Genomic DNA, 21,191 nt, shown 5'->3' with positions numbered 1-21,191 from the left:
ATGTCCATGGCGAGAAGTTCGTCGGCACCCGCGTCGACCCAGTCTCCGAAGCGCGTGCTTCCGTCGATCCTCATCGGCCTCGGCGTGTTCCTGCTGGTCGTGGCGATCCTCATCCCGCTCTACACGGTGGGACGGCTCGAGAAGACCCCGCTGGACCTCGAGATCACCACCGTCGCCACGGGCACCGGGTCGGTCCTCGACTCCCGGTCCCTCTCCGCGGGCCCCGCACGGGTCGACGAGAACGTTCCCCTGGTCTCGCAGCGCTTCGTCACCACCGAGGAGCCGTCGGACTCCGACCGCATCACCGTGCAGGCCGGCTCCACGCTGCGCCGCACCGACCGGCAGGGCGACACCGGCCTGCTCACCGCCGTCGTCGACCGCGTGACGATCGACCGTGTGTCCTCCATGCCCGTCGACCCGGTCGGCTCCATCCAGAGCCAGGCGGACCAGCCGGCCACCGAGGTCCCGCACACCGGTCTGCAGTACAAGTTCCCGTTCGACGCGCAGAAGCAGACGTACCCGTTCTTCGACACCGTGGCGCGGAAGTCCTTCGACATGACTTTCGTCGAGGAGACGCAGATCGAGGGTGTGACCGTCTACCACTACACCCAGACCATCCCGGCGCAGGACCTGTCGCAGGTGGTCGCGTCGCCGACCAACAAACTCGCTCTGCCGGCCAGCACGTGGGGCGTCGAGGGTGGCGACCAGACCATCACCATGACGCGGTTCTACGAGAACACCCGCGATATCTACGTCGAACCCACCACCGGCGTGATCGTCAAGGGCCAGGAGGACGTGCACCAGTACTACGCACGCCGCGCCGGCACCCCCGAGGTGGACGTGATCCGCGCGCCGATCGCCTTCGACGACAACACCGTCGAGTACCAGCTGGGCCGCGCCCGCGACGGCATGGACCAGATCGCGCTCATCGGCCGCACGATCCCGATCGTCGCCGGCGTCGTCGGTCTGATCTCCCTGATCCTCGGCCTCGTCCTGCTGCTGCGCGGCGGACGCGGCACCGGCCGCCCCGCCACCGCGACCGGACCCGCACCGGACGCCCCGACGCAGGCGTACGACGCGCGCGGCACCGACGGTCCCGGCCACGACTGGACCACCGACCGCACCGAAGAAATCCCGCGCACCAACCTGCGCAAGGACTGACCGGTCAGGGGTGCAGGATCGTCACCCCGGGCGCTTCACCGAGGGCGTCCAGCGCGAGCTGGGCGCCCTCGAGTGGTTCTCGGCGCGCGATCATCGAGGCGACCGCGTCGATCGGCAGCGTGCGCAGCAGCTCCGGGTAGTCGCGCGCGGGCATGCCGTGACTGCCCATGACGTCCAGCTCGCGGGCGATCACCACGTCCATTGCGGTGTGCGCGCCGTCGGGCAGCAGTCCCACCTGCACGTGTCGGCCGCGTCGGCGCAGCGACCGCAGCGCGGCGTTCACCAGAGCCGGGTGGCCCGAACACTCCAGCGCCACGTGCAGCTCCGACGGCATCGTGGTGTCCGCGTCGGCCGCACCCAGCCGTCGCGCGAACTCCAGAGCGTCCGGCGACCGATCCACCGCCGTGACGTGGGCACCCGCCTGCGCGGCGACGATCACCGCCGACAGGCCCAGACCACCGCACCCGAACACCCCCACCCGCTCACCCGCGACCACCCGCGCCCGCCGATGCACCGCCCGCCACGCCGTCGCATAGCGGCAGCCGAGGGTGGCGGCGACGTCGAACGACACCGCGTCGGGCAGCGCCACCAGATTCGTCTCCGCGTAGCGCACCGCGACGAACTCGGCGAACGATCCGTCGTGCGTGAACCCCGGCTGCTCCTGCCGCGCGCACACCTGCTGCTCGCCCGCCGCGCACTCGTCGCACCGACCGCACGCGCACACGAACGGCGTGGTCACCCGCTGCCCGAGCCACGCGCGGTCCACCTCGCTGCCCACCGACACCACCGTGCCCGCGAACTCGTGGCCCGGCACGAACGGCAACGGCACGCCGTCGTCGTGCCCCTGCCAGGCGTGCCAGTCGCTGCGGCACACCCCGGTGGCCGCCACCGCGATCACGGCGCCGTCGGGTGCCGCATCCGGCCGCGGCACCTCTTGCATCTCTCCGGGCCGGCCGAACTCCTCGATCACCAGTGCGCGCATGCGTCCTTCTCTACACGGGGCGCGGGAGGGTGGGGTGCGCAGGTTCCAGTCACCTGCTCAGGCTGCAACCAGTGAGGGTGGCGGGAACCTGAGCAGCCCCGAAACCCGACGCGACAACCGTCCCCGGCGTACGCTCCGCGCAACATCAGCAGCAACTCCGGGGAGCTCGCATGGCCGAGAAGACCGATTCGCGCGACATGGTCATCATCCACAGCGTGTTCCGCCGGGAGCTCCGGCTGGCCCCGGACATGGTGCGGGCGGTGCCGGACGGGGACACCACCCGCTCGGGCGTGGTGAGCGAACACCTCACCGACCTGCTCGATCTGCTGCATCACCACCACGAGGGCGAGGACCAGCTGCTCTGGCCGAAGCTGCGTGAGCGAGCCGCGGAATTCACCGATCTGTTCGACTCCATGGACGCCGATCACGGCAGCATCGGGAGCTCGATCGACGCGGTGCAGTCGGCCCTACGGGACTGGTCCGGAACGGCCGACCGCGCGCACGGTGACAGGCTGGCCGAGGCGCTCGACGCCCTGCTGCCCCCGCTGGTCGACCACCTCGACCGCGAGGAGGAGCGCATTCTGCCGCTGGTGGACCAGCTGCTCACCCCGGAGGAGTGGGGCGAGCTCGGCGCCCGCGGGTTCGGCCTGTTGCCGCCGCAGAAGGCGATGATCGTGCTGGGGCAGATGGCCGAGGACACCCCGGAGGAGAACTGGGACGTCTTCTTCTCGCACCTGCCCGAGCCGGTGCAGCAGGCGTACACCACCATCGGCGCGCCCGCCTACCTCGACTACGTCGGCACCGTCCGCCGCTGAGCCGATCTCAGGCCCGCTTGGCCACCGTGTTCGTGACCGACCCGATCCTGTCGATCGAGAGCGTCACTCGATCACCGGGCTGGATCCACCGGTCCAGCTCGAGCCCGCAGCCCGACGGCAGGGTGCCGGAGGACAGCACCTCTCCCGGACCGACGGACTCCCCGCGGCTGGCGTAGGCGAGTGCTTCGGCGATCGACCAGCGCGCTCCGGCGGTGGAGGTCGAGGACCACACCTCGCCGTTGACGGTGACGGTGCCGCCGAGATCGTCCAGTACGGGCAGGATCTCGTCGGCGGTCACCACCTCGGCACTCATGGAGCTGGCGAACGTCTTGGTCTTGATCACCGGGCCGAACAAACCCTGGCGCTGCTCCACCCACTGCGTGTCGCGGGCACTGAAATCGTCGAACACCACGAAGCCCCCCAGGGCGGCCTCCGCCTCGGCGACGGACGCATCACGCACCGGAGAGGCGACGATCGCCGCGAACTCGAGCTCGAAGTCGAGCTTCTCGGTGTAGTGCGGCCAGGGCATCGGATCGCCGTCACCGACGATGGAGAGGTGATTGCCCGTGTAGTACACCGGGTGTCGGCCGAACTCGGGTCCGGGAGCCATGGGCGGGAACGTCTTTCGGGTCACCGCGCGGTAGGCCTTGGCCAGCGGGACCACCGCCGGCAGGTTGTGCCGGACCAGGGTCTCGGCTGCCTGGTTCCAGTGCTTCTCCCACCCGGCGAAGCACCGCAGCGACCGCGGTTCGAAGGCCGTCGACGCCGTGCGTTCGGTCGACGGCGCACCGTCGCTCACGGCCCGCTCGATCGCCGTCCGTGCCGCATCGCGCACCCGCTCGCCGCCGGCGAGGAACTCCACGACCGTCGTCGGCACGTCGTCGGCGCCGCCGGTGTCGTACCACCGATCGGTCGCCTCGTGCAGGACGTCGACTCCGGTCCGTCCCCGTCGAATTCTCATCGAGACACCCCCTCCGACGATCCAAACACACCGCCGGGGAGGGCGGCCACGGCTGTCGTCACAACGGTTGCCACCGCCGCACCGCACACGGCCACAACGACCAACGACGTCGTACCGTCCGCGACGAGCAGGATCACGGCGGCCTGCCCGATGACGACCAGCCACGCCAGCGCCGCCGGTCGCGTGTCACCGCGCGCGACGGACGCGACGAGCGCGCACTGCACCATCGACAACAACGCGCCCTGAGCTGCGAACATCCACAGGAGCGGCGCGGCGGCGGCGTACTCCGGCCCGAGGACGACGGTCACCAGCGGCGCGGCCACGGCGGCACCGGCGACGACAACAGTTCCGATCGCGGCCAGCACGGCCAGCGCGCTGCGCACCGCGGCGGTGGACGAGCGCGGGTCCGCCATCCGGGGATAGAGCACGACGCCGACGGCCTGCGGCAACCAGAACGCACCCTTGGCGGCGACGGCCCCGAGGGCGTAGATCCCGGCCTGATCGGCGTCGAGCACGCGGCGGGCGAGCAGCAGATCCACCGACGTCAGCAGCACGATGACCAGCTGGACCTGTGACGCCGCGAGGACGTCCCGCACCCGACCCACCGCCGCGCCCGCGGCGACGTCCGCCCGCCGGTCGGCGACCAGGCGCGCGAGGACCACCGCCGCTGCCGACCCGGCGGCGCTCGCGAGCAGTGCGGGACCGGCCGACGCCCCGAGCGCGAGTGCGACGACGGCCGGCACCACCTTGCCCGCGCCGGCGGCGCCGAGCACCAGGCCGAGGTCCCGGAATCGCGAGCCCCCCTGCAGCACACCTTGTTCCGCGGCGAGAAGGACCAGGACGGGCGCGCTCGCAACGGCGGCGACGACCGTGGGAAGGGCGATGTCGAGCATCAGGGCCAGCAGCGGCGCCGCCACGAGCGCCACCCCGGCCACCGCCCACGCGCACCGTCGTCCGGTTCGCCGCAACGACGCTCGCGGCCGTCCCCGCACCGCATCCCGCGCGATCACCGTCTGCACCGCGAGCGCCGGCACCGCGAGCACCAACTGCGCCGCGAGCAGGGGGCCGAACTCGCCGTAGCCCGTCGGTCCCAGCAGATCGGCCGCCACCACCTGCAGGGCGTACGACGCGAGGTTGGCGAGCATCGATCCCGCCGTCACCATGCTCACCCCGGCCGCCACGGCGGAGGCGCGCGCAGGGATCATGCCCTCATGATGGCAGGGACGACGGCACCCGCCCGGGCAGGGACGACCCTGCGCGCCCGGGTGGGTCTCCTCGTCTGGTCCGTCCTGCCGGCGACGATCGCGCTCGGTCCGCTGCTCGGGGCCCTGCTGCCCGGCGGCGGCCATCTGTTGCTGCGCGACGGCGTGACGACGCCCCGATCCCACCTCACCGACTCGGCGCTCGGCCTCGGCGAGGGTGCGGCGCGGGCGGTTCCGCAGGACGCGGTAGTGGCCGTGGCGTCGTCGGTGATCGACGGCGGCGCGCTGGTGGTCGGCATCCTGCTGCTCGCCCTGACGGGCGCCGGCGTCGGGGCCGGTGTTCTGATCGCGCGGCTGCTGGACACGACGGCCGCGGCGCCGCGGATGGTCGCGGCCACCGTCGCGATCTGGAACCCGTACGTCGCGGAACGACTCCTGCAGGGCCACTGGAGCCTGCTCGTGGGATACGCCGCGCTCCCGTGGACCGTCGTCGCCGCCGCAGCCCTGCGCCGCGAGATCGGGCCGCGGAGCGTCGCCGCGATCGTGCTGTGCCTCGGGATCGCCGGTCTGACTCCCACCGGACTGCTGATGAACGCCCTTCTCGCGGTGGCGGTCGTCCTCGCGCCGGGCGCACCCCGCCGCCTCGCGACCGGCATCGTCCTGTCCGCGACCGCGCTGCTGTCGGCGCCGTGGTCCGTGGCCGCGCTGACGTCGGGGGCCGGGGCGGCGTCGGACCCGGCCGGGGTGGCCGCGTTCGCCGCGCGCGCCGAACCGGGCCTCGGCACCGTCGGGTCTCTCGCCGGCCTGGGTGGCATCTGGAACGGCGACGCGGTGCCGTCGTCACGCACCACGTGGTGGGCGCTGGTGGGCACGGCCCTTCTCCTGGTGGTCGCCGCCGCGGGCGTGCCGGCTCTGTGGCGGCGGCGCTCGCCCGTGATCGTCGCCGTGACCGGCCTCGGCCTACTCGCCGTCCTGGTCGCGGCCCTCGCGGCGACACCGCTCGGTCTGGACGTCGGGCGGTGGGCCGCCGAGTCCGTCCCCGGTGCGGGCCTGCTGCGCGACGGCCAGAAGTGGGTCGCGCTGTGGATGCCGGGTCTGGTCCTGGCGACGGCTGCCGCGGCGTCGTCCGCGGTGCGTGCGGGGGTGGCGTCGCTTCTCGTCGTCGCCGCCCTGCCGGATCTCGCGTGGGGCGTGGGCGGGGCCCTGCGCCCCGTGCAGTACCCGGACGACTGGACCCGGGTGGCCGCGACGATCGGCGCGTCGGAGCGGGACGTGGCGGTGCTGCCGTCGGGCACCTTCCGGGTGTTCCCGTTCAGCGGCGACGTCCCGGTGCTCGACCCGGCCCCGCGGTGGCTGGCGGCCGACGTCCTGCAGACCGGCGACCTCCCCGTCGGCGGGCAGGTCGTGGCGGGCGAGGGCGAGCGAGCCCGCGAGGTGGAGGACCAGCTGCTGGCCGGACGGGCTCCCGACCCGAGCCTCGGCGTGGGTTGGGTCCTGATCGAGGCCACCTCACGGGGCGAGTTCGGTCGCGTCGACGAGTCGCTGGGCGCGCTCGACGCGGTCCACGCCGGCCCGGACCTGCTCCTCTACCGCGTTCCCGACGCGGTCACGCCGCCCCCGGCCGACCGCACCGCGGCCGTCGCCACCCACCTGCTGTGGGCGGGCCTCACCCTCGCAGCGGGTGCAATCGTGGCGGCCGGGACGGTCCGGTCGCGTCGCCGATGACCAGACCCGCGACCATCGTGCCGTCGGCCCGGTCCCGCAGCACCGACGCCACCGCGTCGGCGCACTGCCCCCAGGAGAAGTCCTCGGCGCGATCACGGGCCTTCTCCCCCAGCTGACGACGCCGTGCGTCGTCGTCGATCAGGTCCCTGACGGCATCGGCGAGATCGTCGACGTCGCTCGCGCGCGCCCGCCACTCGTCGCCGACGAGCGCGCCGGTGACGCCGTCGACCACCGAGTCGGTCAGTCCCCGCGAGTGGCGATAGCCGACCGTCGGCACGCCGTGCTGCGCGGCCTCGACGACGGCGAGGCCCCAGCCTTCCTTGCGCGAGGGCAGGACGTGGACCCAGGCCCGCGCGAGGATCTCGTGCTTGCGACGCTCGGTCACGTGGCCGTGGAAGGTGACCGCGTCGGCGACGCCGCGGCTACGCGCGTGCGCCCGCAGCCGGTCCTCCCACCAGCCGCCCCCGACGACGTCGAGTCGCAGGCTGGGCCGCTGGGCTCGGAGGCGGGCGACGACGTCGATCGCGTCCTCGATCTGCTTGTGCGGAACCAGGCGGGACAGCACGGCGAGCGTGGGATCGGACGCGCGCATGGCTGCGGCACCCGTCTCGAGGCCCGCGGGCAGGTCGTCGACGCCGTTGCGGACCACCGCCACCCGGTCGCGGTCGACGCCGAGCGCGACCAGCTCGTCCGCCGACGGCAGGGAGACGGTGAGGTACTGCGCCGATCGGTGGACCCGCGGCGACACGCGCGATTCGAGGAACCACCCCAGGCGCGCCATGACGCGGCCGGCGACGGGCCACTGCTCGCGGTGGCAGTGATGGACCAGGACCGTGACCGGAGCCCGCGTCACCAGGCGGGCGAAGAAGGGGATGCCGTTCTGGGTGTCGACGACGGCGTCGGGACGCAACCCGGCCAACGAGCCGACGCCCCAGCGGCCGGCCAGGATCGCGGCCAGGGCGCGCGGGTAGACGGTGAGCCGTCCCCCGGCACGGCTGATACGAATGCCGTCGCGCATCTCCGACCGCGGCGCGCCGGGATACGCGGCCGTGCGCAGCGTGACCCGCACGCCCTGCGCGGCCAGGCCGGCGCCGACGTGTTCGAGATAGCGTTCGCTGCCACCGCCCTGGGGATGGCCGGTGTCACGCCAGCACAGCAGCAGAACCTCACGCAGCTCGCTCACACCGTCACCTCCCCGGTCGTCCGGGGGTCGAGTATGCCAAGCTCGGTCGGTCCGTGTGCGGCCGGACGGTTACAGTCGGCAGCCGTGCCGACCCGCCGCAGCGCCCCACGTTCGGTGACGGCCGCCGTCGCCCGCCGCGCCACGCTGGCCCGCTCGGTGTCGCTGATCCGTCAGTTCGGCTACGAACAGTCGGACCCCGCCCGCTTCTACGGCGCCCTGGCCGACGACACCGCGCGCATGGTGGACGACCTGTGGCGCGGCGCCACCGACACCACGCTGAACGGACGCACCGTGCTCGACGTCGGTGGTGGCCCCGGGTACTTCGCGGACGCGTTCGCGGCCGCGGGCGCGACATACGTCTCCGTCGAACCCGACGCCGGTGAAATGCACGCCGCGGGTCTCGATGCGCGTGGTTCCGTGCGCGGCTCGGGTACGGCGCTGCCGTTCCGCACGAACAGCGTGGACCTCTGTCTGTCCTCGAACGTCGCCGAGCACGTCGCCAGCCCGTGGGACCTGGCGGAGGAGATGCTGCGCGTCACCCGCCCCGGCGGCATCGCCGTGCTGTCCTACACACTGTGGTGGGGCCCGTTCGGGGGACACGAGACGGGGCCGTGGCACGTCCTGGGCGGGGAGTACGCCGCGCGACGGTACGCCCGCGTCCACGGCCGGGAGCCGAAGAATCGCTTCGGCACGTCACTGTTCCCCATTCGGGCGTCGCACGGATTGCGTTGGGCGCGAACGACATCGAACGGGGAGCTGCTCGCCGCGTTCCCCCGGTACCACCCGCGCTGGGCCTGGTGGAGCGTGCAGGTACCGGTGTTCCGGGAGGCGGCGGTCAGCAATCTGGTGTTGGTGCTGCGCGCGCGCTGACGGTTAGGGTGGCTCGGATGACCGCCCCGCGCACCCGCCCCACGTCCGCCGCCGGTCGCCCCGCTCGGGGCACGCGAGAATCGCGCGTCCTCGCTCTCGACATCGGCGGGACCAAGTTCTCCGCCGCGCTGGTCGGGGACGACGGGCGTCCGGGGGATCCCGTCGTCGTCCCGACTCCCACCGAGAACGTCTGGGCGGCGTGCGAGGAACTGCTGCTCACCGTCGTCGCCGACGCGGACGTCGAGATCGACGACGTCGCCGCCGTCGGCATCGCCTCGGCCGGTCCGGTGGACACCGTGGCCGGGACGGTGAGTCCGATCAACATCGCCGAGTGGTACGACGGCTTCGGGATCGTCGACGCGGTCCGCGCCGTCTTCTCCTCCGCCGCAGTCGAACTCGCTCTCGACGGGGCGTGCGCGGCGCTGGCGGAACACCGTTTCGGCGCCGCCCGCGGGCACGACAGCGTGCTGGGCATGGTGGTCTCCACCGGCATCGGGGGTGGGGTGATCCTCGGCGGTCGTCCGGTGTCCGGACGCAGCGGCAACGCCGGACACGTGGGCCACATCGTCGTCCCCGGCTCGGTCGATCCGTGTACGTGCGGCGGCGTCGGCTGCGTGGAGACCGTGGCCAGCGGCCCCAACGCCGTGCGCTGGGCACGCGAGAACGGCTGGGCCGGCGAAACCGGCAAGGACCTGGCGGACTCCGCGCGCGAGGACGACCCCCTCGCCGTCGCGGCGTTGCAACGCGCCGGTGTGGCGCTGGGCCAGGCGATCTCGTCCGCGGCGGCGCTGCTGGATCTGGACGTCGCCGTGGTGGGCGGCGGTTTCAGCGCCGCCGGCGACGCGCTCTGGAACCCGCTCCGGGAGACCGTGGCGCTGCACGCGCGCCTGGGCTTCCTCGCCGACTTCACGGTGGTCCCCGCCGAACTGGGCGGCATCGGAACCCTCACCGGCGCAGCGGTTCTCGCTCGCAGCGCCGGCTAGACCGCACCGGGCCACAGACGACCGACCCTCGGACGGGCGTGCCCGACTGCACACGAGTCGGTCGGATCGCCAGGTTCCCGTCGGTTCGGTCGACTCGAGTGCAGTGGCGCATGCCACGTCACGAACGCCCCGACCGCGAGGGCCGGGGCGTTCGTGAAGTAACCGGGGAGATCAGGCGTTCAGCCGCTGCTTCAGCGCCTCGAACTCGTCCTTGATGCCGGTGGGGAGCTTCTCGCCGACGAAGTCGAACCACTCCTCGATCAGCGGGATCTCCTGCTTCCACTCGTCGACGTTCACCGCCAGCGCCTCGGCGACATCGTCCACGGAGACGTCGAGTCCGCTGATGTCGAGCGCGTCGGCGGTCGGCACGACACCGACGGGAGTCTCCACACCCGCGGCCTTGTGCTCGATGCGCTCGACGATCCACTTGAGCACGCGAGAGTTCTCACCGAATCCGGGCCACAGGAAGCGCTTGTCGTCGCCGCGGCGGAACCAGTTGACGTAGAACACCTTCGGCAGCTTCGACTCGTCGGCGTTCTTGCCGAGGTCGATCCAGTGCTGGAAGTAGTCACCGACGTTGTAGCCGAGGAACGGCAGCATGGCCATCGGGTCGCGGCGAATCGCGCCGACGGTGCCCTCGGCCGCGGCGGTCTGCTCCGAGCCCACGGTCGCGCCCATGAACACGCCGTGCTGCCAGTCGCGCGCCTCGGTCACCAGCGGCACGGTGGTCTTGCGGCGGCCGCCGAACAGGATGGCCGAGATGGGCACACCCTGCGGGTCGTCCCACTCCGGAGCCATCGACGGGCACTGCGACATCGGCACGCAGTAGCGCGAGTTGGGGTGCGCGGCGTTGGTGCCGGACTCCGGCGTCCAGTCGTTGCCCAGCCAGTCGGTGAGGTGCTGCGGCTCGCCCTCGAGGCCCTCCCACCACACGTCACCGTCGTCGGTCAGGCCGACGTTGGTGAACACGGCGTTGCCCTGATCGATCGTGCGCATCGCGTTGGGGTTGGAGTCCCAGTTGGTGCCCGGCGCCACGCCGAAGAAACCGAACTCGGGGTTGACCGCGTAGAGGCGGCCGTCCTTGCCGAAGCGCATCCAGGCGATGTCGTCACCGATGGTCTCGGCGCGCCAGCCGGGCACGGTGGGCTGGATCATCGCGAGGTTGGTCTTGCCGCACGCGGAGGGGAACGCCGCCGCGATGTAGTAGGCCTTGTCCTCCGGCGAGATCAACTTGAGGATCAGCATGTGCTCGGCCAGCCAGCCCTCGTCGTGGGCCATGGCGGAGGCGATACGCAGCGAGTAGCACTTCTTGCCCAGCAGCGCGTTGCCGCCGTAGCCGGAGCCGAAGCTCCAGATCTCGCGAGACTCCGGGAAGTGCGAGATGTACTTGGTGTCGTTGCACGGCCAGGGCACGTCCTGCTCGCCCTCGGCCAGCGGCGCGCCCAGCGAGTGCAGCGCCTTGACGAAGAAGCCGTCCTCGCCGAGCTTGTCGAGCACCGCCGAGCCCATGCGGGTCATCACACGCATGGAGACCACGACGTACTCGGAGTCGGTGAGCTCGACGCCCAGCTTGGGGTCCTCCGCGTCGAGGGGGCCCATGCAGAACGGAATCACGTACATGGTGCGGCCGCGCATCGAGCCGCGGTACAGCTCGGTCATCGTGGACCGCATCTCGTCCGGCGCCATCCAGTTGTTGGTGGGGCCGGCGTCGATCTCGCGCTCGGAACAGATGTAGGTGCGGGACTCCACGCGGGCGACGTCCGACGGATCGGAGTTGCCGAGGAAGGAGTTGGGCTTCTTCTCCGCGTTCAGGCGGGTGAAGGTGCCGGCCTCGACGAGCTGGTCGGTGAGCCGCTCCCACTCCTCGTCGGACCCGTCGGCGAACACGATCCGGTCGGGTTCGGTCAACTCGGCGACCTCGCGTACCCACGCCAGCAGGCCGGCGTGCGTGGTCGGCGGGGTGCCGTCGGTTCCGTCGAGACGCGGAAGAGTCGCGGTCATCTTGTCTCCAATACGCGGGCTGATCCCGGGCGCCCTGCGCGCGTTCGAGTTTTGCGAACGCGTCAGCGCAGGGCCACGAGTGTCCTGGACCTAGAGGTTAACGCCGTGACGACACCGGAAGGGCACTCGGGTATGTCCGATCTATCACAGAACCGATTCAGTAACATCCGCGAAAAGCGGGGTATGTCAGGACATTTGAGGTCCCCTCCGTCACAAGGATCCCCGCTCCGTCACCGTCCACACCGAATCGTTTTCACCCGGCTCCCACCGGACGAAATCCCCGTCGTCCTCGAACGTGGTCACCCGATCCACCGTGCCGTCACCGTCGAGGTCCGCCGCGATCACCAGACCGGCCTCCCCCGAGGCGAGATCGGCCCGGAACACCATGGTGTCGACCACGCCGTCACCACCCGCGTCGACGGTGGGATCGAACTCGAATCCGGGTGGGCCCGACTCGGCTCGCCCCGGATCGATCAGTCCGTCGGCCCACTCCATCACTCACCCCTGTTCGTCATGGGATTTCCCGTTCGCGTCCACTGCGCCCTCGCCGTTGGACGCAGCGGCGCTCGACTCGGTTCCCGGATGCCTGTCGAGCACCTCCCCGGCCGCCAGCGAGCCCGGTACGGCCCACTCGTCCAGCGCCCGGTCGAGCACGGCGAGGTCTCGCTCGTACGCCGCGGCCCGGGCTGCCGCCCGTGCCCCCACCCGGCGGATCTCGGTGTCTATTCCCGCGAGCTGGGCCTCCCGCCGAGCCGCGTCCTCCCGCGTCGCGGCCGCGGCCCGATCCGCCGCCTCGGCTTCGGCGGTCATCACCGCGACCGCCACGTCGCGCTCCCACGCCGCGGCGGTGTCCGCCACCACCTCGAACGCCCACCGTCGCTCGGTCCGCGTCCGTCCCGACGTGCGGCGGGACCACGTCACCACGACGGTCAGGGCGACGGTCACGGCTGCCCCGAGCACGGCGGCGGCGACACCCCCGATGCCGAGTGCCCAGGTCAGCGCCCTCCCTGCGCCCGCGCCGGCGGACAGGGCGAGGACGACGGCCACGCCGTCGTCGGCATTCCACCGCACCTCCGGGCGTGGCCGGGTGGTGTCCGTGCGACCGAACCGGACCGGCTCGGCGGGCGCGTCGGGCGCGCCGAGCGCGGACCGCACCGCGGCGTCGGTGTCGCGGGCCAGAGCGGCGGACGCGGCGTCCACCAGAGTCGTCACCGTCGCCGCGACACCGGCGTCCCCGGCGCGACGACGAACCCGCCGGGCATCGTCGATCACGTCCGAGACCTCGGCGGTCACCGCCCGACGCGCGTCACCGAGGCGATGAGCGAGTTCCACCCGGACCCGGGCGGCCGCCCGCCGGGGGTCGGGGGCGGCGTCGCGGCGGGTCGCCGCCACGCGCCGTCGCCGGTCGCGCAGGGCCTCCACCTCGACCGCGGCCGAATCGGTCCGCGCGGTCGACAGCAGGGCGGCGCGGGCAGCGCGCACGTGGTCCGCCACCGGCATCTCCGGCTCCATGTTCGACAACCCGTCCGACTCGGACGCGGCCAGCACGGACGACAACCCGTCGGTCGTCGCCACCACGACCCGACGAACCCGGGCCAGTCGGCGGAGGACGTCGCGTCGAATCGCGTCGGCGATCCCGTCGTCGACGACGAGCGCGGTGGCGTCCGCCGGCACGGCCCGCACGCTGTCCGCGAGGACGCGGCCCACCGGGAGAGCGGGGTCGGGCAGGACGACGACGGTCCCGGCCGACTCGACGGCGACGAGGGTGCGTCCCGCAATCGTGATCGCCCGCCGCACCGGCCCGTCGTCGAGTCCGGGCGCGACCACGAGCGCCACCGACCCGTCGCGCGCCGGCCCGTCGCCTCCCGCCGGGCCGTACCGCGCCAGCACGCGCGCCACGTCGGTGGGCCAGGGCCCGGTCACGACGCACCGCGCACGGCGATGATCGCCGGGTCGCGCAGGAACGCCTCCACCGCGGCGCGCGTGTGCGGTCGTTCCGCGGCCACGGTCTCGAGCTCCGCGCACAGCAGCAGGTCACGACGCCGACGGGCCGTCCCGCACGCGTCGGTCCACCACCCGACGATCGCCTCGACGTCGTCCGCGCGCACCGTGTCGGGCTCGTCGGTCCCGAGATCGAGTCGACCCGCGACCACCAGGGTCGGGGCCGAACGCCGGGCGGCGAGAACGGCGCGGTCGGCGTCGGTGATCCCGCGCGCGACGACGTGCAGAAGGACGTCGACGTCGAGCGGCGGATCCGGGACGTCGGGCGCGTCCACGCCGTGGATCTCCCGCAGCGTGCCCGAGACCCGGCCGGACAGCGCGCACACGAGCGTGGACTTGCCGGCACCCGGCCGGCCCGTGACGCCCGTCGTGATCTCGCCCCGAGCGCGGGCGACGGCCGCCGAGACGACGTCGTCGTCGGTCGCGCTCGTCAGCGCCGCGACGGCTGCCCGCGTCGCCGACGTCCACTCCTCGGTCATCGCGCCCCCTCCGGACCGACCCGTGCCCACTGCACCCGTCGCCCGACCCCCCGTCGACCGACTGCGCGTCGAATGCTCGCATGCGCGACGGGTTCGCCGCGGTCGCACGGCCACTGTGACACCGTCCGAATCGTCGCGGTTCCCGCCGGAGTCTCGACCTCGGGTCGAGACCCGACTGGGATCGAGCGTCCGAATGAGGGACACTGGTGGCCATGACAGAACCCCGTGCCCTGGACGAGCGCCCTGTCGGCGACGTCCCGACCGGCGGCTCCCGTCTCTATCCCCGGGTCACCAGTTTCCGGTCGCGGCGCGGCGCGCTGACCGAGCCGCAGCAGGCGTCGTGGGACCGCCTGTGGCCGACGGTCGGCCGCGACGTGGCCGACGAGCCGCTGGATGCGGACGCCTGGTTCGGCCGCTCCGCACCGCTGGTGCTCGAGATCGGCTCGGGCACGGGCACGGCGGCGCTCGCCATGGCGGCCGCCGAGCCGCACGTGAATCTGGTGGCCGTCGAGGTCTACCGCCCCGGCATCGCACAGACGGTGCAGGGCATCGAACGCGCCGGGCTCACCAACCTGCGCATTCTGCGCGGTGACGCCGCGGACGTCCTCGAGAACATGGTCGCGTCGCGTTCTCTGACCGCCGTGCGAGTGTTCTTCCCCGATCCGTGGCCCAAGGCGCGGCATCACAAGAGGCGGTTGCTCAAGGCGTCGACGTTCGCGCTGATCGCGGACCGTCTGCTCCCCGGCGGCGTCCTGCACGTGGCCACCGACCACGCGGACTACGCCGAGTGGATCGCGGAGATCGGTGACGCCGAGTCGGCCCTGACCCGCCTGCCGTTCGACGTCGACACCCGTACCGTCGAGGGGTCGCCCGTCTCGGTCGATCGTCCCGTGACCAAGTTCGAGGACAAGGCCAACCGAGTCGACCGCGCCGTCACCGAGTTCGTCTGGACCCCCAGCGCCTGACCTCCCGCGGCCCGACGCCCGGCCCCCGACTGCCGCAGAGAGCGAGAAACCGAGAATGAGCGTGGACTCCCAGAGCGTCGACGACGTGCGTGGCGACGCCGCCGCGTTCCCGGACGGCGGTGATTCTCGCCATACCAAGCGGGTCCTGCTGGTGTGGGACGCCCCGAATCTCGACATGGGTCTCGGCGCCATCCTCGGCGGGCGGCCCACCGCCGCCTATCGCCCTCGCTTCGATGCGCTGGGCCGTTGGCTGCTCGGCCGGACGGCCGAGCTCTCCGCCCGCGAGACCGCGACCCTCGAACCCGAGGCGACGGTCTTCACCAACATCGCCCAGGGCAGCGCCGATGTCGTTCGCCCGTGGGTCGAGGCCTTGCGTAACGTGGGGTTCGCGGTCTTCGCCAAGCCGAAGATCGACGAGGACAGCGACGTCGACTCCGACATGCTGGACCACATCGCGCTCCGCTCCCGCGATCACGGGCTCGCCGGCGTGGTGGTGGCGTCCGCCGACGGTCAGGCCTTCCGCATCCCCTTGGAGGAGATCGCGGCAGCCGGAGTGCCGGTCCAGGTCCTCGGGTTCCGTGAGCACGCCAGCTGGGCCGTCGCGTCCGAGACCCTCGAGTTCGTCGACCTCGAGGACATCGCCGGGGTGTTCCGGGAACCGCTGCCCCGCGTCAGCCTGGACGCCCTACCCGACGAGGGTGCGTGGCTCCAGCCGTTCCGTCCGCTGTCCGCCCTGCTCGTCGGGCGTCAAGGAGTGTCCTGAGTGTTCTCGAGATGGGGGGACCTGGTCCACCGGTCACGGTTCACCGTGCTCGGGGTCATGGTGGCGTTCCTGCTCGGTCTCGCCGCGTACGGCGCGAGCCTGAACGACCACCTGAGCCAGAGCGGGTGGGACGATCCGGGGTCGGAGTCCGTGCACGCCGCGCGCACCGCGGACGGCACCTTCGGCCGGGACAGTTCCGGTGACGTCGTCGCGCTCTACACCGCTCCCGCGGGGTCGACGGTGGACGATCCGGACTTCACCCGCACCATCGCCGACGCCCAGAACGCCATGGTCGCCGAGCATCCGGACAAGATCGCCAAGATCAACGTCAGCTACTTCCAGCAGCGCCTCCCCGCGCTGGCGTCGCCGGACAAGACCAAGGCGATCGCCACGTTCGCGATCGTCGGCGACAACGACACCGAACTGACCAACAACTTCCGCGACGTGAAGGACGCCTTCGAGATTCCCGGCGTCGACGTGCAGTTGGCCGGTCTGCAGCCGATCGCGGGCGCCCTGAACGACACCATGGCGGGCGACATCAAGCGCATGGAGTTGCTCGCCATCCCGGTGGTCGGTGTCCTCCTCTTCTTCGTGTTCGGCGGTGTCGTCGCCGCGGCTCTCCCGCTGGTCATCGGCGGTCTGACGGTCGTCGCCGCCAACGGCATGGTGCGGTTCTTCACCAACTTCGTCCCGGTCAACAGCTTCGTCGCGCCCGTGGTGTCGCTGATCGGCCTCGGGCTCGCGATCGACTACGCCCTGTTCATCGTCAGTCGGTTCCGCGAGGAACTCGCCGACGGACGCACGACGGGCCAGGCCGTCCAACGCTCGGTGATGACGGCGGGCCGGACGGTCGTGTTCTCCGCGACGATGATCGTCGCCAGCCTCGGCGGGCTCCTGCTGTTCCCGCAGGGCTTCCTCAAATCGGTCGCGTTCGGTGCGATCTCCACGGTCGCGCTCGCCGCGCTGACGGCGATCACGATCCTGCCCGCGATGCTCTCGGTGCTGGGCAAGCGCATCGACATGCTGGGTTTGAAGAGCATGCGCAAGACCAAGACCACCGAGGAGATCGAGTCCGGCCGGTGGGGTCGGCTGACGCGCTGGGTGATGCGCAACCCGATCAAGGTGACCGTGCCGATCGTGCTGGGTCTGCTGCTCATCACCCTGCCCGTCGGGTCCATCAAGTTCGGCGGCATCAACGAGACGTACCTGCCGCCGGACAACCCCACCCGCGTGGCGCAGAACGTCTTCGACGAGAACTTCCCGTCCTATCGGACCGAACCGCTGAAGATCGTGCTCGAGAACGCCGAGGGCCCGCAGCTCGGCGCCGTGCTCCGGGAGGCGTCGAATGCCCCCGGCCTGGTGGAACGCTTCTCCATCGAACGCAACGAGAACGGCGTCGCCGTGCTCAAGGCGGGCCTGGTCGACCGCAACGTCTCCTCCCCGGCCATCGACTACATCCGGTCCATCGACGTTCCCGACGGCGTCCGGCTCTCCGTGGGCGGCACTCCCGCCATCGAGCAGGACTCCATCGCGGCGTTGATCGACCGACTTCCGCTCATGGCGACGCTGGTGGTCCTGGTGACCACCCTGCTGATGTTCCTCACGTTCGGCTCGTTGGTCCTGCCGCTGAAGGCCATCCTCATGACCACGCTGGGGCTCGGCGCGACCCTGGGCTTCCTGACGTTCATCTTCGTCGACGGCGTCGGGGCCGACCTGTTGAACTTCACGCCCGGCCCGATCATGGCGCCGGTGCTGGTGTTGATCATCGCGATCATCTTCGGTCTCTCGACCGACTACGAGGTGTTCCTGCTCTCCCGCATGGTCGAGGCCCGCGCGCGCGGCGCCAGCACCTCCGAGGCCATCCGCGTGGGCACCTCCCACACCGGTCGCATCATCACCGCGGCCGCGCTCATCCTCATCGTGGTCACCGGGGCGTTCGCGTTCTCCGATCTGGTGATGATGAAGTACATCGCCTACGGCATGATCTTCGCGCTGATCGTGGACGCGACCCTGATCCGGATGTTCCTGGTCCCGGCCACCATGAAGCTGCTCGGTGACGACTGCTGGTGGGCTCCGCAGTGGATGAAGCGTCTGCAGGAGAAGATGGGGCTCGGCGAGCCGGTCCTCGACGACGACCGGATGCCCGCCGACGTCCCCGAGGTGGTGGCCATCGGGTCCGCCCCGCCGCCCGCGCGGGTGCGCGAGCCGGTCCGGGCCCGCGAACCGCTCACCCAGCCGATCCCGCGGACCGTCGCCCCGCCGGCGCGGCCGGAACCGGCCAGGGCCGGGCAGGACCGCCCGTCGCAGGACCGCGCTGTGCAGGACCGCGCTGTGCAGGACCAGACCACGGCCGACCGCCCGAAGCCGGCACGGGTCGAGCCCACCCGGCCGGCGCCCGCTCGTGCGGACCAGGCCGGCGCTGATTCCCCCGGCGCGGACGCGGCTCCCCGCCCGGAGACGCCGCGGCCGATCGAGAGTTGGCTCGCCGAACTCCGCTCCCCGGCCGTCGAGCGACGCACCCCCGCGCGTCCCGAGCCGTCCGCGCGGAGCGATCACGCAACCGGCGTGAACGGCTCCAACGGCAGCGGTTCCAACGGCAGCGGCTCGAACGGCTCCGCGTCGACGGGCACTGCGTCGAACGGGTCTGCCTCGAACGGGTCCTCGCAGAGATCCGGGTCGAACGGCTCGAACGGTTCTCGGCGCTCCGCGGACGGTGCGTCCGGAAGCACGACTCCCCGGCGCGACACCGACGACATCGACGCCTGGATCGCCGGCCTGCGACTCGGCCGTCCGGAGACACCCGCCACCCCGCCCGCCGAGGCGCCGCGGACCCGGGACCGGACACCCGCGCCGGACGACACCGACCGGCCCGAGGGCTCGTCGTACGACGAGCCGTCGCCGACCGAGTCGTCGCCGACCGAGGTGACGTCCGAACCGGCGAACTCCGAGCCGCCCACGTCGACCGGTGGACGCCGTCGTGCCCGTGAGGACGACAACGGAGGTCGACGTGCGACGGAGTCGGAGTCCGGCGGTCGGCATCACGGGCAGTCGGGTGCGATCAGTGTGAGCGAGCTGCTTGCGCGTCAGCGTCGGCAGTAGGGCCGGCAGGCCCGTCGGTCGTACCGGCCCCCAGCCGCTCGGCGAACACCCGCGCGTAGCGCGTTCCCGCCGCGAGGAGCAGGCCGCCGGCCAGCAGGAAGGCGACCGCGCGGGTGACCCCGCCGGTGGCGGCGAGGTCGAAGAGGAAGAGCTTGGCCAACGCCGCACCCGCCACGGCGAGCCCGGCCGCCGGCAACGTGCGGGCCCGGGCCGGACGAGCGAGCCCTCGCGCCAGCAGAGCGACGGCCAGGCCGGTCCACACGACCGTGCCGACGCCGTGCCCGGCCACTGCGCCCGCCCGGCCGGCGAGCAGAGCGCCGCTCACGACGGCGGTGGTCACCGCTGCTGCCAGGCCGATCACCGCGAAACACCCGACGACGATCACCCGCACCGCGTCGTCATGCAGCACTCGCAGGCCGACGACGCTGCCGGTGACCGCCGTCGCGACCGCGGCAACGGCCCCGACGAGCGCCCAGCCGTCGAACGTGACGGCGAGGGCGGGCGAGAGCGTGGCATCCAGCGACCAGGCGTCGGCGTAGCCGGCCACGCCCGCCACGGAGAGAGCAACACCGACCCCGTACAGGGGAAGCGATCCGAGACGATGCGCGGCGATCATCGTCACGCACGCCACCGCCAGGAGAGCAGGGAAGGCGAGGTCGCCGGGGGTGGCGGCCACGACGGCCACCGTCGCCGCGAGTGCGGTCGGCAGCGCGAAGGCGACACGCGTCCACGCCGGGCGCTCGCCCTGCAGGAGGAACCAGCCGGTGGTCAGCGCCACTCCGGTCGCGACGACGGTGGTGACCGGGCGGTCGAGGAGGCTCGCCGCCGCGAGGAGCGTGCCCGCGGTGCTCACGACGGCGGCCAGCGTGGTCACGTCGGTCGGAACCCGCTGCAGCACCAGCCGAGCCGACGCCACGGCGCCGCCGAACGCGGCCAGCGCCACGAACAGGATCGGCACACGGGGGCCGTCCGCGCCGACCGCGACGGTCCCGGCCGCGGCGGCGAGGGCGAGCACCACCGGCGCCGTGCGCGCGGCCCGCAGGATCGTCCACGAGCGCGTGGCGTCGACCGGCACGGTCGCGAGGTGGACGACGACCAGAGCCACCAGCAGGGCGGCCGACAGACCGCCGGTGACGACCGGCGCGAGGAGTGCCACCCCGAGAACCACGAGGACGGCGAGCAGTTCGGAGGACCATCGCAGCGCCACGGCGACGCCGAGCGCGGCGATCCCGAGTCCGAGAACGATGCCGACGGGAGCGGCCACCCACCCGTACAGGGCGGTGACGGCGGCGACGGACAGGTAGAGACCGGCGAAACCGGCTGCGGCCGAGGCGACGGCGCCGATGCGACCGCCCGGCCGGTTCACCACTCGGAACGCGGCACCGAGCAGACCCACCGAGACGGCGACACCGGACGCGACGCGCAGCGGCGGGCCGAACCAGCCCGCGCGAGCGGCAAGGACGACAAGCATCACGACGCCGACGAGGGTCACCGCGGCGCCGGCGATCGCGAGGAGGCGGCTGACGACGCCGTCGCGCTGCCACCAGGGAACGGTCGGCGCGGGGGGTGTGGACGGAGCAGTCGGACGGGTTGGGGTCGCCTGCCGGTACTGCGGCGGCGGACCGGCGGGCGGCTGGGGTACGGGCCGAGCGGGCAGCGCATGTGGGACGGGCTGCGGGGGCTGGGCGAGACGGGCGAGGTCGTGGGCGACGCGGCCGAGACGCTGATGCAGGAGGGCGACCTCGCCGGCCAGAGCCTGGACGGCGCGTGGGTCGGGAGCGTGAGGAGTCATGACTCGATGCTCGCCCGGTCCACCGCCACCCGGAATGGGGGAAACTACGCAGTCGCCCCCCGGCGACTACTCGAGTGGCTCTCGCTCGGGTTTCCGCCACTCTCGGCGGTTGCAACCCGTGCAGGTGACCAGAACCCGCGCAGGTGTCGACCTGCTCGGGTTTCCGCCATCCTCACCGGTTGCAACCCGTGCAGGTGACCAGAACCCGC

The 21,191-nt window shown here is 72.3% G+C and carries 17 protein-coding genes; 8 read left to right on the top strand and 9 right to left on the bottom strand.

Going from position 1 to position 21,191, the window contains the following annotated elements; all coding sequences use genetic code 11:
• The first annotated feature begins 6 nt into the window (after positions 1-6).
• Positions 7-1,161 carry a DUF3068 domain-containing protein gene (locus A3Q40_RS00245; RefSeq protein WP_068104767.1) on the top strand — a complete coding sequence of 385 codons (1,155 nt, stop codon included), beginning with the start codon at positions 7-9 and terminating at the stop codon, positions 1,159-1,161.
• A 4-nt stretch (positions 1,162-1,165) separates the two neighbouring features.
• Here the strand turns inward: A3Q40_RS00245 and A3Q40_RS00240 are convergent, their stop codons facing one another.
• Positions 1,166-2,143 carry an alcohol dehydrogenase catalytic domain-containing protein gene (locus A3Q40_RS00240; RefSeq protein WP_068099300.1) on the bottom strand — a complete coding sequence of 326 codons (978 nt, stop codon included), beginning with the start codon at positions 2,141-2,143 and terminating at the stop codon, positions 1,166-1,168.
• A 170-nt stretch (positions 2,144-2,313) separates the two neighbouring features.
• Here A3Q40_RS00240 and A3Q40_RS00235 point away from each other — a divergent pair, with 170 nt between their 5' ends.
• The gene (locus A3Q40_RS00235) at positions 2,314-2,958 is read left to right on the top strand and encodes a hemerythrin domain-containing protein (RefSeq protein ID WP_068099299.1); all 645 of its coding nucleotides are present in this window, start codon (positions 2,314-2,316) and stop codon (positions 2,956-2,958) included.
• Between the two features lie 7 nt (positions 2,959-2,965).
• On the opposite strand, the gene A3Q40_RS00230 is transcribed toward A3Q40_RS00235, so the two are convergent.
• Both A3Q40_RS00230 and A3Q40_RS00225 read right to left on the bottom strand, forming a co-directional pair.
• Positions 2,966-3,919: a fumarylacetoacetate hydrolase family protein gene (locus A3Q40_RS00230; RefSeq protein WP_068099298.1), complete on the bottom strand. Its 954-nt coding sequence runs from the start codon at positions 3,917-3,919 to the stop codon at positions 2,966-2,968.
• The gene (locus A3Q40_RS00225) at positions 3,916-5,124 is read right to left on the bottom strand and encodes a polysaccharide biosynthesis protein (RefSeq protein ID WP_157889452.1); all 1,209 of its coding nucleotides are present in this window, start codon (positions 5,122-5,124) and stop codon (positions 3,916-3,918) included. The genes A3Q40_RS00230 and A3Q40_RS00225 overlap by 4 nt, the downstream gene beginning before the upstream one ends.
• Positions 5,125-5,130: 6 nt before the next feature.
• Between A3Q40_RS00225 and A3Q40_RS00220 the strand changes: the two genes are divergently transcribed.
• Positions 5,131-6,846 (top strand): hypothetical protein, encoded by a 1,716-nt coding sequence (locus A3Q40_RS00220; protein ID WP_235606381.1) that lies wholly within the window; start codon positions 5,131-5,133, stop codon positions 6,844-6,846.
• On the opposite strand, the gene A3Q40_RS00215 is transcribed toward A3Q40_RS00220, so the two are convergent.
• Positions 6,788-8,020, bottom strand: a complete 1,233-nt coding sequence (locus A3Q40_RS00215) for a glycosyltransferase family 4 protein (protein WP_068104758.1) — start codon at positions 8,018-8,020, stop codon at positions 6,788-6,790. The two genes, A3Q40_RS00220 and A3Q40_RS00215, sit on opposite strands and share 59 nt — an antisense overlap.
• Before the next feature lie 123 nt (positions 8,021-8,143).
• Between A3Q40_RS00215 and A3Q40_RS00210 the strand changes: the two genes are divergently transcribed.
• Both A3Q40_RS00210 and A3Q40_RS00205 read left to right on the top strand, forming a co-directional pair.
• Positions 8,144-8,899 carry a class I SAM-dependent methyltransferase gene (locus A3Q40_RS00210; protein WP_068099297.1) on the top strand — a complete coding sequence of 252 codons (756 nt, stop codon included), beginning with the start codon at positions 8,144-8,146 and terminating at the stop codon, positions 8,897-8,899.
• Positions 8,900-8,916: 17 nt separating this feature from the next.
• Entirely contained in the window at positions 8,917-9,882 is a 966-nt protein-coding gene (locus A3Q40_RS00205) for an ROK family protein (RefSeq protein WP_082833681.1), read from the top strand.
• Positions 9,883-10,053: 171 nt separating this feature from the next.
• Here the strand turns inward: A3Q40_RS00205 and A3Q40_RS00200 are convergent, their stop codons facing one another.
• The 4 genes from A3Q40_RS00200 to A3Q40_RS00185 all read right to left on the bottom strand — a co-directional run bounded on the left by A3Q40_RS00200 (position 10,054) and on the right by A3Q40_RS00185 (position 14,363).
• Positions 10,054-11,883 carry a phosphoenolpyruvate carboxykinase (GTP) gene (locus A3Q40_RS00200; RefSeq protein ID WP_068099296.1) on the bottom strand — a complete coding sequence of 610 codons (1,830 nt, stop codon included), beginning with the start codon at positions 11,881-11,883 and terminating at the stop codon, positions 10,054-10,056.
• Positions 11,884-12,093: 210 nt separating this feature from the next.
• Positions 12,094-12,378 carry a DUF6802 family protein gene (locus A3Q40_RS00195; RefSeq protein WP_068099295.1) on the bottom strand — a complete coding sequence of 95 codons (285 nt, stop codon included), beginning with the start codon at positions 12,376-12,378 and terminating at the stop codon, positions 12,094-12,096.
• Positions 12,379-12,381: 3 nt separating this feature from the next.
• Entirely contained in the window at positions 12,382-13,806 is a 1,425-nt protein-coding gene (locus tag A3Q40_RS00190) for a hypothetical protein (RefSeq protein WP_157889451.1), read from the bottom strand.
• Positions 13,803-14,363, bottom strand: a complete 561-nt coding sequence (locus A3Q40_RS00185; RefSeq protein ID WP_157889450.1) for an ATP-binding cassette domain-containing protein — start codon at positions 14,361-14,363, stop codon at positions 13,803-13,805. The genes A3Q40_RS00190 and A3Q40_RS00185 overlap by 4 nt, the downstream gene beginning before the upstream one ends.
• A 212-nt stretch (positions 14,364-14,575) precedes the next feature.
• On the opposite strand from A3Q40_RS00185, the gene trmB reads away from it, so the two are divergent.
• Genes trmB through A3Q40_RS00170 form a run of 3 tightly spaced genes read left to right on the top strand, consistent with a single transcriptional unit; the run spans position 14,576 to position 19,190 of the window.
• A complete protein-coding gene (gene trmB / locus A3Q40_RS00180; RefSeq protein WP_068099292.1) occupies positions 14,576-15,328 on the top strand; it encodes a tRNA (guanosine(46)-N7)-methyltransferase TrmB in 753 nt (250 codons plus the stop codon).
• Between the two features lie 55 nt (positions 15,329-15,383).
• Positions 15,384-16,091, top strand: a complete 708-nt coding sequence (locus A3Q40_RS00175; RefSeq protein ID WP_068099291.1) for an NYN domain-containing protein — start codon at positions 15,384-15,386, stop codon at positions 16,089-16,091.
• Complete coding sequence (locus tag A3Q40_RS00170) at positions 16,092-19,190, top strand: MMPL family transporter (protein ID WP_068099290.1); 3,099 nt, start codon at positions 16,092-16,094, stop codon at positions 19,188-19,190. It abuts the gene before it with no gap.
• Here the strand turns inward: A3Q40_RS00170 and A3Q40_RS00165 are convergent.
• Complete coding sequence (locus tag A3Q40_RS00165) at positions 19,150-20,982, bottom strand: DUF2339 domain-containing protein (RefSeq protein ID WP_068099289.1); 1,833 nt, start codon at positions 20,980-20,982, stop codon at positions 19,150-19,152. The two genes, A3Q40_RS00170 and A3Q40_RS00165, sit on opposite strands and share 41 nt — an antisense overlap.
• Positions 20,983-21,191 lie beyond the last annotated feature (209 nt).

It is taken from the genome of Rhodococcus sp. PBTS 1, from assembly GCF_001620025.1.
Classification (GTDB): domain Bacteria; phylum Actinomycetota; class Actinomycetes; order Mycobacteriales; family Mycobacteriaceae; genus Rhodococcoides; species Rhodococcoides kroppenstedtii.
The sequence above is the reverse complement of the archived record's forward strand: the minus strand, read 5'-3'. Positions and strand labels throughout refer to the sequence as shown.

Bases quoted from the DNA above. Each gene is read 5' to 3' on its own strand.
- A3Q40_RS00205 (WP_082833681.1), top strand. From the start codon at position 8,917: ATGACCGCCCCGCGCACCCGCCCCACGTCCGCCGCCGGTCGCCCCGCT.
- A3Q40_RS00185 (WP_157889450.1), bottom strand. From the start codon at position 14,363: ATGACCGAGGAGTGGACGTCGGCGACGCGGGCAGCCGTCGCGGCGCTG.
- A3Q40_RS00175 (WP_068099291.1), top strand. From the start codon at position 15,384: ATGAGCGTGGACTCCCAGAGCGTCGACGACGTGCGTGGCGACGCCGCC.
- A3Q40_RS00200 (WP_068099296.1), bottom strand. From the start codon at position 11,883: ATGACCGCGACTCTTCCGCGTCTCGACGGAACCGACGGCACCCCGCCG.
- trmB (WP_068099292.1), top strand. From the start codon at position 14,576: ATGACAGAACCCCGTGCCCTGGACGAGCGCCCTGTCGGCGACGTCCCG.
- A3Q40_RS00245 (WP_068104767.1), top strand. From the start codon at position 7: ATGGCGAGAAGTTCGTCGGCACCCGCGTCGACCCAGTCTCCGAAGCGC.
- A3Q40_RS00225 (WP_157889452.1), bottom strand. From the start codon at position 5,124: ATGATCCCTGCGCGCGCCTCCGCCGTGGCGGCCGGGGTGAGCATGGTG.
- A3Q40_RS00230 (WP_068099298.1), bottom strand. From the start codon at position 3,919: ATGAGAATTCGACGGGGACGGACCGGAGTCGACGTCCTGCACGAGGCG.
- A3Q40_RS00165 (WP_068099289.1), bottom strand. From the start codon at position 20,982: ATGACTCCTCACGCTCCCGACCCACGCGCCGTCCAGGCTCTGGCCGGC.
- A3Q40_RS00220 (WP_235606381.1), top strand. From the start codon at position 5,131: ATGATGGCAGGGACGACGGCACCCGCCCGGGCAGGGACGACCCTGCGC.
- A3Q40_RS00235 (WP_068099299.1), top strand. From the start codon at position 2,314: ATGGCCGAGAAGACCGATTCGCGCGACATGGTCATCATCCACAGCGTG.
- A3Q40_RS00195 (WP_068099295.1), bottom strand. From the start codon at position 12,378: ATGGAGTGGGCCGACGGACTGATCGATCCGGGGCGAGCCGAGTCGGGC.
- A3Q40_RS00240 (WP_068099300.1), bottom strand. From the start codon at position 2,143: ATGCGCGCACTGGTGATCGAGGAGTTCGGCCGGCCCGGAGAGATGCAA.